This window comes from Candidatus Nitrosocosmicus sp. R, assembly GCF_054408505.1.
The window spans coordinates 1,543,626-1,555,866 of sequence record NZ_CP167090.1; the positions used below are offsets into that span (position 1 = coordinate 1,543,626).

General features: G+C 34.9%; 9 protein-coding genes. 4 read left to right on the top strand and 5 right to left on the bottom strand.

Going from position 1 to position 12,241, the window contains the following annotated elements; translation table 11 throughout:
• Positions 1 to 139: 139 nt before the first annotated feature.
• Complete coding sequence (locus AAGU22_RS07990) at positions 140 to 1,225, bottom strand: hypothetical protein (protein WP_458721659.1); 1,086 nt, start codon at positions 1,223 to 1,225, stop codon at positions 140 to 142.
• A 368-nt stretch (positions 1,226 to 1,593) separates the two neighbouring features.
• On the opposite strand from AAGU22_RS07990, the gene AAGU22_RS07995 reads away from it, so the two are divergent.
• A complete protein-coding gene (locus tag AAGU22_RS07995) occupies positions 1,594 to 2,856 on the top strand; it encodes a patatin-like phospholipase family protein (RefSeq protein WP_458721660.1) in 1,263 nt (420 codons plus the stop codon).
• A gap of 438 nt (positions 2,857 to 3,294) precedes the next feature.
• Here the strand turns inward: AAGU22_RS07995 and AAGU22_RS08000 are convergent, their stop codons facing one another.
• From AAGU22_RS08000 to AAGU22_RS08010, 3 genes are all read right to left on the bottom strand, one after another.
• The gene (locus AAGU22_RS08000) at positions 3,295 to 3,513 is read right to left on the bottom strand and encodes a tetratricopeptide repeat protein (RefSeq protein ID WP_458721661.1); all 219 of its coding nucleotides are present in this window, start codon (positions 3,511 to 3,513) and stop codon (positions 3,295 to 3,297) included.
• A 499-nt stretch (positions 3,514 to 4,012) separates the two neighbouring features.
• Entirely contained in the window at positions 4,013 to 5,542 is a 1,530-nt protein-coding gene (locus AAGU22_RS08005) for a hypothetical protein (RefSeq protein WP_458721662.1), read from the bottom strand.
• A gap of 534 nt (positions 5,543 to 6,076) precedes the next feature.
• Entirely contained in the window at positions 6,077 to 6,577 is a 501-nt protein-coding gene (locus AAGU22_RS08010; protein WP_458721663.1) for a VOC family protein, read from the bottom strand.
• Between the two features lie 153 nt (positions 6,578 to 6,730).
• Here AAGU22_RS08010 and AAGU22_RS08015 point away from each other — a divergent pair, with 153 nt between their 5' ends.
• On the top strand, positions 6,731 to 9,778 hold the full coding sequence (locus AAGU22_RS08015) for an ATP-binding protein (RefSeq protein ID WP_458721664.1): 3,048 nt from the start codon (positions 6,731 to 6,733) through the stop codon (positions 9,776 to 9,778).
• A 16-nt stretch (positions 9,779 to 9,794) separates the two neighbouring features.
• Positions 9,795 to 10,172 (top strand): response regulator, encoded by a 378-nt coding sequence (locus AAGU22_RS08020; protein WP_458721665.1) that lies wholly within the window; start codon positions 9,795 to 9,797, stop codon positions 10,170 to 10,172.
• A 275-nt stretch (positions 10,173 to 10,447) separates the two neighbouring features.
• Here the strand turns inward: AAGU22_RS08020 and AAGU22_RS08025 are convergent, their stop codons facing one another.
• A complete protein-coding gene (locus tag AAGU22_RS08025) occupies positions 10,448 to 10,903 on the bottom strand; it encodes a cupredoxin domain-containing protein (RefSeq protein WP_458721666.1) in 456 nt (151 codons plus the stop codon).
• Between the two features lie 281 nt (positions 10,904 to 11,184).
• Between AAGU22_RS08025 and AAGU22_RS08030 the strand changes: the two genes are divergently transcribed.
• Positions 11,185 to 12,219 carry an EamA family transporter gene (locus AAGU22_RS08030; RefSeq protein WP_458721667.1) on the top strand — a complete coding sequence of 345 codons (1,035 nt, stop codon included), beginning with the start codon at positions 11,185 to 11,187 and terminating at the stop codon, positions 12,217 to 12,219.
• The last annotated feature ends 22 nt before the right edge of the window (positions 12,220 to 12,241 follow it).

Below are 12,241 nucleotides of genomic sequence, written 5' to 3' on the forward strand. Positions count from 1 at the left end.
TCGATTTGCAAAGTAATTCAAACTATTTACATATATGATAAAACTAAATCTGCAGCACTTTCTTTATGTATCAGGATTTGTTCCTAATGAAATAAAACGTTTAAGCATACATGCAAAAGGAAGTAAACCAAGAAAAAAATTATTGTGGATTTGACTCTAAGTATGTAGCCGAATCGTCAAGTAGCTTGTTGATATCAGCGATATTTTGCTTTATCTCATCTATGGATGCATTTTCGTCGATCTGTTCACGAAGCTTCTCCCTCAGTAAAGCCTCGCCCTTATCGGCTAGTGCTTTGCCAATTGGTGCTTCTAAATACTCAAAGTTATCCAAGTATGCAGCGGTGGCCAATTCTTTGGCTTTAATTTTATCATTAGACTCATATGCAGAGACAGTTTCATTTAGCAATCCTCTGATTTTGTCTATATAGTCCTGTGATGTTGGATTGTAGCTGGCATTAGCGCTTGTAGAATTGTTACTAGTATCCAAATCATTGTTTATCCTCTCAATTATTTGGTTAACAATAGATTGGTCTCTAAGGTTCTGGAAAGAGTCTGTCAAATTTGCAAAATCAGACAACAACGTCGTAATTGCATGAGTATCATTTGAAATGTTTTCAGTGTTATTGAACAATGCACTAGCCCTATCTACAAATGCTGAACCATCCTGATATTCCAATTCCAATGTAATATTACCCCCTGTGACTCCCTCTTTGTATTCAGAAGCAGCAGTTTTTAATAGATCTTTTATAACGCTAATTTTGTGCTCTGCAGTATTTAGTACGACTGCTGGTATAACCTTTGTAACCACATTATTGGACAAGTCTATTGAAGACTTGCCCTTGTCCTCAAATTCTGCTAATGTAGTACCATTATTGGAAGCCAACCCGGCCAATTGATTCAAATCATTAAAATAGGTATCATTTAGATTCCTGTCGGCCATAGATAATGGAATAGTTACAAGTGACAATACTTCTTCGATGGGATGAAGAGTATGAGATAAAGTTAATTCAGTATCATTGTGGAATTTATTTAACTCGGCCTTTTCAATATGGCCTATAATCTGTTCAATATTTGAATGAAAACTAGTATAATCCGTCTGGTTTTGTTGTTCAGTACCATTGTTCTGACCCATTACCTGATTTGGTAAGGCGGAACCAAATATCGCGATCGTAACTACTGCAGTAATTAATCCTAGTGTTAATTTATTGCTTTTATATGTATTCACAATGAGAACCTTCCTTATAATATATTTATATGATTATTCAATTCTCAAAAATGAGAATGAAGATGTGCTTTTGTTTCTTCTATAATTAATCATACAAATATCGTGCCCTTAACTATGTTTTATCATTAGTTTTCTTTTTCAGCTCCTGTAGAAGTAGAGGAAATTTGTGATTGTGCTAACGAGAATCAGCTCTGGAATGCAAAACCAGGAAGATTAATTACTCTGAGTCTTCAAGGCCCAACCCTTTTTCTTTCTTTCTAGATTTTAGCACTTCTAAATATTTTATCATAAAGCATGTAAGGTATAATGAAAGGTCGAATTATATCCATATAATATTTTGAAGATTTTCCATATACAATAATATCCAAATGTCAAACCTTTTTAGAATTATGATTCTATTGTACTTGGATTTGTCTGGAGAAAAAATAACAACTATTGAGAACGTGCTGGTACTTCAAGGTGGTGGATCACTTGGTGCTTTTGGATGTGGAGTGTACAAAGCATTAGTAAAACATCATCTTGATTTGGATTTGATTGCGGGGACTTCAATTGGTGGGATTAATGCGGCCATTATAGCAGGTAGTCGAAATAAAGATAGGACAGATCAAATATTAGAAGAATTCTGGATCGAACTTTCTGAAAGTTTTGTTCATAAAGATAAATTTTTTGGTTTTTCAAGTTCAAACCTAATGAAGCAGTTTTATAAAAATTTTGTCTATCCACTTCATAAGAATGACACGATCGCAAGTTATGTAGAAATGAAGAAGGATCAACAGATTAAAATCAAACAACTTGAATCTTTCTACAGCTCTGCAGCGTTCGGAAATGAAAAATTTTTCAAACCTAGGTGGTTTCCGGAATATGCGATTTCAGACCCAGAGTACTTTACACCAATGAAATGGACCTATCTCTATGATCATCAACCACTGATCAAGACTTTGGAACGATATATTGATTATGATAAGTTAAGACCGGGAGAAAATAGCAATCCTCGTCTAATACTGACCGCTGTTAGTATTCTCGATTCCAAAGCATTAATATTTGATAGTTTCAAGCAACAAATAGAGCCCAAGCATATCTTGGCTACCTCTGCTTATCCACTTTACAATTTCCCATGGATAGAAGTTGACAAAGGTGTTTTTGCCTGGGATGGCGGCCTTTTGAGTAACACTCCACTTAGAGAAGTGCTTGACGCATCGCCGATCATGGATAAGAAGATATTTCTAGTAGAAAATTATCCAAAGGAGGTTGACTCGTTGCCTGGTAATATAGCCGAAGTGCATCACAGGGCCAGAGACATTATGTTTTCAGACAAAACTGAACACAATATCAAAATGTCCGGGGTAATTACGCGTTATTTGGACTTTATTGAAGAACTTTATCAAATCTTTGAAAATAATGCAGACAAATTACAATTAGACAAGAATACTTTAAACAAAATTCGTCGTAAATATAAGAAATACCATGAGGATCATGGGGCGGAAATTAAAGAAATCTATTATTTTTCACGCGATGAAATGTACCCTCATATCTTTGAAAATGCCGATTTCTCTCCTGATACCATCAAGGAATTAATAAGAGCAGGAGAGGACACAGCAAATAAGGTCATACAAGATCATAGGCAGAAGTAAATACTTAAAGTGCTGTATGGTTTAAAAAGGATATTTGGTTCACTCAAAAGTATCGGTAGACTAATAGTAATAAATATCATAAAAGAATAATTAAAGGACCAAATTTGACGGTCAACACATAGGCTCATCGTCCCAAGATAAAGTCATCTACCCTCGTCTTGCTCTACTCCTGATCATCCTAAACAAAATCCAATCATCGGATGTTTGAAATAATTAAGTCGTCCTGATTGGTATCCAGAACCATTCCAAACCCAAAAGTTTTTTGTAATAAAGATTTTAGTTGTTGATGGGATATCTAAGGCGAGCATGATCCACCATTGGGGATAACCCTATAATCATTGATTTCATTGGATTTATCTAGCACATGAATGGAAAAAGTAATCATCAATTACAGGCCTTTTATTTTACTTGTATCGAATTACACCTGTCAACAAAGTATCATAATGACACTGATCTATCAAAGCATTTGATAGCTTCCTCGAATTCATTCATCTGATATAAAGAATTTCCTTTCATATACCATGAATTATAGCTTTTCAATGAAGATAGAGCCAGAGATCTATCAAAGCATTTGATAGCTACCTCATATGATTTCCTTTTGTATAATGATAATCCCATTATATACCAGTGATCTGCTAAACCACATCCTTCTGACATAATCAATATTACATTCAAACTAGTCTTTTATAAAGCTTTTGATGAATATTGATTAATACTTGCTTTTATTGCATGAGAATCGCAAAACCTCTTTGATTGTTTAAAAGTGTATTCCGATATAAAAGAATTAGATTTATTTAATAAACAGAAATACCGGTGCAAAAAATAGCCATATTAGGACTATATCATTGCTGTGCTAATTAAGGGTGAATTAATGTTTACAATTGTAAATAACAGGACGAGTGATTTTATCACTTTCCATTTTTGTTAACCATTGTAATACAATCTGAAAAATCTTCTTTGTATATTTCGCTTTGAAATCAAAAATCCTAAAAGTCTTGAATTCTCATTCCCAAACATATTTCGCTTATCGCCAGCCAATTTTTCGAAAAAAATAGGTTTTGGCATACTCGCGACTTCCCAATAAATATCAGAATATCAGACACCGGCCCATGGTTTTGTATTTCGTGAATGTGCTAACAAGAGTCGCAGGTCTTTTTTAGCAAACTATGTCATAAGCATCAGTAACTATTCTTTGATAGATTGAATTGTTCAGATCTATCCGGTAATAATCTAATTTATCAGGATCATACTTTTGTACAATTTCAATAATTTCGCTTTTCTTTTTTCGTTGAAATATTACATCCCTGTGAGCATAACCAGTGACATAACTGTACTTATTCTTGATGGCTTCGCCTAAAAACTTTATCCTTAAGTAATGACCACCGGTTCCCCCCCAATAACCTTCAAGGATGCTGACCCCTTCAAGATAAACGGTATTCATTGACCCCTTATTCACATCGACAGTACCTGGGCGCAATTCATAATTTTCCAATGGACCGCCTTTTGCATAACCTATTATATCACCATTCCTGTTGTTCATCCTTAGTGTTACCAAGATAGAAGATTCATCTGCGATTGTTTTTCTGAAATATTCTTCACTTTGCCTCATCAATGTGGAAACCCGACTGTTAATATCTAAAAGGATTTTCATAGTATCCTCATTCACTTTGCCATTTTGGCCTTCGGTAACAAATATCAATCTTGTACCTCTTTTGGAATCTTTTAATCCTAATTCTTTATTCCATGATTCCTTAAAGTACGCTACGTTATCATAGAAATTTTTCCTAAATTCAGTAGGTATATTTGACATAATATAATCAAACATCTCCTTTTCTTCTACCATAAGGTTATCAAAAAATTTCACAGAGTTCTTATTAATCACAGAAGGATGCCATCCCAACGCATGAGCATTACGTCTTGCGATATCTCTTGCATGTTCATAATTCCCCAACGCGTATCCGGCTATTCGCTCAGACACTGAAAGAAACCATCCTAAACTTCGAAAACGCTCCCTTGTTTTAATATCGTGTTGGAAAATTCCAGCTTCATCAAATAATTCATCAATCTTCCTAGTCGCATATTGCTCAATCTCCCCTTTGAACGGATAAGCAGTTCTATGAATCAGTATCATGACTAAATCGATATTCAGATTTGCACTAGCAATAAATTCTTTAATTTTAGGATCGTTTCTAATGAAAAATTCGACAGAATCCTCATTGGGTTTATCAAATTCCTTAAGAGGATCATAGTCATGAAACAGCGCAGCTACAAATAAATAAGTAGTTTCTTCTTGAGATATTTTGAAATTTTCCATTTTGTTAATCCCAGAAATCGATAAAAGCGTGAAGTAAACAGCTTCTAGTTCGTGTTGAATATTATGATAACCATAATAATCAGTGCCCAAACCTTTCTTTGAAAATTCAGATATTGTGTGACGTAGTATATCTTTTATCCATCTATCCTCAAAGCCCAACGTTTTGCCCAAGTCTATAATATTATCATTGAGGCTTGATTCGGCGGTTTGTCCTTTGTGAAATTGTAGCCACCAAGGAAATAATTTTATCCTATTATAGAATTCAAATCCAAATAGGGTTAGCCGCCCGGGCAACTTATCTGTCGACAATCCATTCTTATTGTTTAGATCATCCTTTTCACTATCAGATGTAAATATCGATGATCTACCCACATCTCTAGAATTAGAAATCCATGATATAAAATTTGCTTTTATACATGATGATTTTTGCAATTAATCAAATAAATGATGGTTTTTAGCTCAAAGTATGAAATATTTAATTCGAGAGTGCAAAATTTAATATCAACAATACTACTCCCAAGGAATTTCCCACTAAAAAAAAATGAGTCAGGGTAGTGTATCGACGGAACGGGAACTTTGACATTCAAATTGAGGAGTAGCTTTTACATAAGCTTTCTTTCCCCGCTGATCTATAAAGCATAGCAAATTTATCTGAGAAGATGTTTTATTCCAAAAAAAAGAACGTAAGTTTCAGGCATGCGAGGTAATCAAATTTGGAATAAGTCACCTGAATAATACCTCTTGATATCCTACGGTTGTTTTGAATATAAAATTGTCACCTCAATCAATAGGTCACACGAAAAACAGCTCAGGTATTTGGCCATCTCCAATAGCAGTAAAGGTTGTAGATAATCAATACTATTAAGGAGAAATCTTGGCTTCATTGATCAATAATAACAAAATAATTTAGGTATTGGTATTAAATGTTGCAATAAGCCACATAATTCCAAACTGATCCACTACTTTAGCCAATTTATCCAATGCGTACTCGTATGTTGGGGCTTGAATTGATTTGCAACCTGCTTTCAATGCTTTATCGTAAGTAGCATCGACATCTCTAACGTAGACCCACAATGAAAGTGAACAAGAGTGACTAATTTTATAATCTTCCTCCATCATAATACAAGTATCACCGATTTTAATTTCAGCGTACAAACCTTTTTCTTCTTTAAATCGTTTGATAACAACTGCATCAAAGACTAATTCTGAAAATTTAATGAATTCTAATACATTTCCAATTACCAAATATGGATTTACCGTATGGTAACCCTGGGGAAATGAGTCCGATTCTATCATGGAGTTGTCATTAATTGACCAATTATTTTTACCTATCGATTGGAACTGTATTAATGATAAATCCAGTATACCAATTTTCATAACTCTAATAACCAGATTGTAGTAATTCATTACTTTTTCTCGTAGAATAATAATGTTGTTGTATGGTAAAAAGTGGAAAAATCGTCACGTTTATTAGCATTTTTTACAACATTTCGGTATAGACTAAATATATAGAAATTAAAATGATAAAGGCCTAATACGAGCTCCTTCTTAGCACGACTATTGAACCTGAGGTGGACTAATCCAATACCTGAACTGCTTGGCAACACTCAACTACCGATTGCCATGGGAATATCGATAATAGTATTAGTAATCATTGCTTTGTTAATGACGCGCCAATTATTGGATTATACCCACATATCCGGTAATATCATGATGATTATGACTATCGTCATTTCTTATGGGATTGGTTCTTTTGTTCTCCTGAGCTTTGCTCATAGGGTAAGCAGAGAATTGAGAAGTAAATCACTTTTAAGCAACCTAATGCACTGGACAGTAATTATTGTACAATTCGGAATTTTGATTACATTGTTAATCATGTTATTTTTTGGAAATCCAGAATACATTTTATCAAAGTCAATATTCGCAGTGAGTTCATTGCTTGCCACGGTGATCATGTTAGTTATAGCTTTTAAATTTTTTTCATGGTATAGGGCCAGCAAGTATAAAAGTCCCATAGTCCTGTTCTATGCCCTTGCTGCATTGACTCTAGCTTGTTCTATTTTTGAAGACGCGAGTACAAAATTGCTAATGGTCCAAATCATATATGAAGAGCCTGTGCCTGAAAATCAAGTCATAGGATCATCATTTCAATATAAAGGATCTGAGAAATATGATGGACAAGTTGTATTTGTCGATACGAAAACAGATGAAACGGCGCTCTTCATAATCCCAGAGTCATATCTAGAATTGTATAACTATCTCAACTCTATAATTCTGCCAATTGGATTTATTTTCAGATGGATAGCCTCTACAATGCTATTGCGGAGTGTTTATAAGAAAATTGGCCCATTTCCAATATATCTTTGGATTATAATGTCTCTACCACTTGTACTCTATTTAATTGGTAAGATGCCTGGCTTCTTTTCAGGTGAAAGTCTAGCTGGGATTGACGAAGCATATAGATACTATTTTAGAGTACTATTTAGAGTAGGAACGATAGCTGGAAATATCTTATTTGGTCTAGCGTTCTTCATCGTTGCGAAGAAATTGAAATCATCAAAAGTTAGAGATTATCTTATCTTAGCGGGTCTTGGTAATACAATAGTTGGGATTGCTCTTTCTACTTCAGCGATAGAACCAACCTTCGGTGTTGCTGCACATTCATTAGTTCTTCTTTCTACTTATCTATTTACACTTGGCCTTTATTCTTCCGCTATCACAATTTCACAGGAAATGAAGTTACGACAATCAATAAGAGACTCTGCCATTGAAGAGTCAAAACTTCTAGTTAGCATAGGTTCTGCACAGATGGTACAAGAAATAGAAAAAAAGGTCTTTGCAGTAGTCGAAAAGGAAAAAGCAGAATTGACTAATCGCACTGGATTACAGCCATCATTCACGGAAGTAGACACAAGAGAGTATCTGGATACGGTACTTAAAGAGATTAAAATAATTCAAAATATTGACGATATTATTTTAAAGAGCAAAAGTATCCTATCTGACTCTATGGAGTTTATTCTGTGTACTAGACCTTCTGGATTAAGATTAGCATACAATAACTATTTTGAAATTTATCAGCAAATTTGCAGAAGTGGAAGAATCCACGGGCACAACGGAATTAAGATTATAACATCTATTACAGATAGTAACGATATCGAGGTAGTAAACAAGTTTTTGGCATTAGGAATAAATATCAAGCATGTAAAAAATCTACCACCAATCAACTTTGCCGCTTCAGAAAAAGAAATGATAGCAACGATACAAAAAACAGAAGGCGGGCAAATCCTTCAAAACCTACTTACAACCAATGAGCCAGCGTATATCGAGCATTTTAATTCAATCTTTGATGAATTATGGGAAAATGGAATTGACATGAAAAATAGGATTAATGATATCGAGGCTGGAGTAGATAATGAAGGGATAGAAATAATTCAAAATCCTGAAACATTCGAGAATTTATTCTACAGCCTCATCGTATCTGCGAAGGAAGATATTGTTGGAATTTTTTCAACTCCGAATGCATTTAGACGTCAAAAGTATGCTGGGACATTTGATATAATAAGGGAAAGACTGGAAACTAAATCCTTAAATATAAGAATTTTGGTCCCGGAGGACAAGTTGATTTATCAGACTATAGACGAGTTCGAAGATCAAGGTATTTCAGACAGAATTAAAATTAGACTAATGGAGCCAAGCATGCAAACCAAAGTATCAATAGTAGTGATTGATAAGAAATACTCACTGGCAGTGGAACTAAAAGATGATTCTAAGAATACCGTATCTGAGGCCATTGGATTAGTAACGTATTCTAATAGTAAATCAACGGTATTATCCTATTATTCGATTTTTGAAAGTTTATGGAAACAAACAGAATTATACAAACAGTTAAAATTAAACGAGAGAATGCATAAGGAATTTATTAATACAGCTGCACATGAACTAAGGACACCAATTCAGCCAATCCTTGGGGCGGTAGATATACTTAGAAATAACGCACATAGTTCCAGGGAAAAGGAGCTTGTTGAAATCGTCAGTCGTAATTCCAGAAGGTTGAAAAAACTTGCTGAGGATATACTTGATGTCACCAAAATGGAGGGATATTCCTTAAACTTATATCTGGAAAAATTCAGAATTAGAGATATTATACTAGAGAATATTCACAATTATGAAACAAATTTTGAAAAAAGTAAGATTGAAATTAAATATAATGAAGTAGACGACGTACAAATTTTTGCAGACAAAGGTGGCATTAGCCGAGTTGTCTCCAATTTGATTAACAATTCAATAAAATTTTTGCCCAGCCCAGGAGGCTTGATCACTATTACGGTTAAACTAACGAAACTCCAAAATGATGACAAATCCGATTCCATGGTGGAAGTAAGCATAATGGACAACGGGACGGGAATAGATAGTGAGATACTACCAAAGCTATTTACAAAGTTTGCGACTAAATCTTTTCACGGCATCGGCCTTGGGTTGTTTATTTCAAAGAGCATTATAGAGGCACATGGTGGTAGGATATGGGCCGAGAACAACCTGGTGGGACAAGGAGCAACATTTTCATTTGTATTACCCCTTAAGAATTCTGAACAGGGTAACAACAAATAATCGTAGTTGGGCTATTATGATGACCAGAAGAAAAATATTGATAGTCGATGATGAATATGATATCACTTTTGTCTTTAAGATAATACTTGAAGAAAGAGGATTTGAAGCAGATATTTACAATGATCCAATCGTTGCGTTATCAATGTACAAGACATGCTATTATGACTTAGTAATGATCGATCTAAAGTTACCTGGAATGACGGGGTTTGAGTTATATAATCAAATCAGGATGTTTGACAAAAAAACCAAAGTATGCTTTTTGACTTCTAGTGAACAGTTTCATCAACAATATCGCAGCAATGAATTTCAAGATTTTGACCCAGAACTTTTCATTCAAAAGCCAGTTGAGAATGAAGTATTGATCAGTAGAATCAACAAAATTATCGAAATGTGATCTACTGATAGTTTATCCACTCGAGTTCTTTGATTAAGTCGAAAATTTTTTGACTTTAATGAGGTGAATAGGACAAGATTTCAAATTCCGATATGTTACAAATCTATATTGTTAATACACCCATCTAAACAAACAATGGTCAAAGAATGTCAACTATTACAGACTTGATTAATCCGTAATCCGGTTCTAACTAAATCTATATACAATAACAAATTCCATCCTACTAGTCATAATTTTAGTGTGAAATTCAATTAGATAAAGCATATTGATTTTATCTAGATGACAATCACTTTTCCCACCATGCCCGGATGTAAGATACAAAAATATGGATATTCACCTGCTAATTCAAATGTGTATTCATAAGTCTTACCAGTGCTTGCTAATGCTGTTGGACCTGCCAACCCTGAATCGAAAATACGATCTGGGTTGGTATCTCCCACTTCCCCTGAAGTAACAGTATGAAATGAAAAATCGTCATTTATCCATATGACAGTCTGCCCAACGTTCACCTCTATAGGATTTGGATTATAAGCAGTGTCGGTTAGAAATGTCGCTCCAGGTACAATGGATACCTGAATTTTATCAGATGTTGGGATCGTGTCATTTCTGGGCATTGGAGCAATAACATCACCAACTTTTTGAGCATTTACGTGTTGAATATATATTCCATTAGGAACTAAAGCTGCAACCAAAGTTAAACCAGTCACTAAAAAAAGTGGGTTGATTTTCATTAGGGATATGAATAAATTGATCCTTAATATTTCATGTTAAATCAAGGTTCAGCCAAAAGTATTATGATAACATTCAATTATCATGCTCAGATTCTTTTCCCTGAGATCTCTGGGCAATTGAGGCGTTTGCCCTCATTATTTTTTTTAGAAAATTAAGCATGTCTTGAAGGTTTATAGGGTTGAGACCGATTTCAAACCAGTCTCAACCCATAATTATTATTCAGATATTTAAATAAACTTTTATTTCCGTACTTTGAGCATCCAACTGATATTAGAAGAAAATGAATTTGAATCACCAGACCAAGATATGGTTAATTTTGATTTCACTATGGGTAATTAATGGTTCCAGCTTCCTTGCTATTAAAGTGGCTATCGATACGATTCCACCTCTTTTGAGTGCCGGTTTACGGTTTATTATAGCCGGTGCGATATTGTTCACAGTTTATTTTCTTCAAGTCAATAGATATAGATTGTGGGAACATCACGACCCCGAGCATTCACAAGAGATGCCTGAAGCGGGACAAAAGATTCGAGCACTAGTACAGGTACCTAGGGAACGAATTTCACTCCAGCAATGGAAGGACAGTCTCATTCTAGGTGTTACTCTATTCTTGGGGGGACAAGGGTTGTTAACTTGGGGAGCCCAATACTTAACCTCAGGGATGACAGGATTGTTAAACTCTACCATTCCTTTATGGGTAGCGATTATAGGCTATCTGATCTATAGATGGTTTAAGAAAGATACTATCGGTAAGAAAATGTCAAGAGGAACTATCCTAGGGTTGGTCGCTGGTTTTGGTGGATTGATGCTCCTGGTTGGCCCTTCTATTGGTTCAGGAGACCTAAATCCAATTGGAACTGTAGCGCTAATAATTAGTTCGATTTCATGGGCTATCGGGTCAATCTATTCAACCAGAGCTCAACTCCCAGTTAGTATATTGGCTTCTGCAAGCATGATAATGATTACTGGAGGCTTGATGCTTACGGGTGTGAGTTTCATATTTGGCGAGTATAGGGATTTGGATTTGATGCAGGTTTCTATTCAGTCTGTAGTAGCCCAAATATACTTGATAGGAATAATTACGGTTGTAGGGTTTACCGATTTTTACTGGCTTCTAAGGGTGACCTCCGCCTCTCTTGCTAATACATTTGCCTACTTTAGTCCAGTGATAGCAGTGCTTCTAGGGGTGGCAGTTTTGCATGAGACTTTAACTCTGATTACTGTAATAGCGATGGTTATAATCCTCGCAGGAGTCGCATTGATGGTGACAAAAAAGAAAGCTCCGAGCAAATCAAAACAGATGCAGTCTAGTTGATTAATAGTCAAAACTGCTCTGT

Excerpts from the sequence above, each read along its gene's own strand:
- AAGU22_RS08010 (WP_458721663.1), bottom strand. The coding sequence starts at position 6,577 with ATGAATTACTACAATCTGGTTATTAGAGTTATGAAAATTGGTATACTG.
- AAGU22_RS07995 (WP_458721660.1), top strand. The coding sequence starts at position 1,594 with ATGTCAAACCTTTTTAGAATTATGATTCTATTGTACTTGGATTTGTCT.
- AAGU22_RS08020 (WP_458721665.1), top strand. The coding sequence starts at position 9,795 with ATGATGACCAGAAGAAAAATATTGATAGTCGATGATGAATATGATATC.
- AAGU22_RS08000 (WP_458721661.1), bottom strand. The coding sequence starts at position 3,513 with ATGTCAGAAGGATGTGGTTTAGCAGATCACTGGTATATAATGGGATTA.
- AAGU22_RS08030 (WP_458721667.1), top strand. The coding sequence starts at position 11,185 with ATGAATTTGAATCACCAGACCAAGATATGGTTAATTTTGATTTCACTA.
- AAGU22_RS08025 (WP_458721666.1), bottom strand. The coding sequence starts at position 10,903 with ATGAAAATCAACCCACTTTTTTTAGTGACTGGTTTAACTTTGGTTGCA.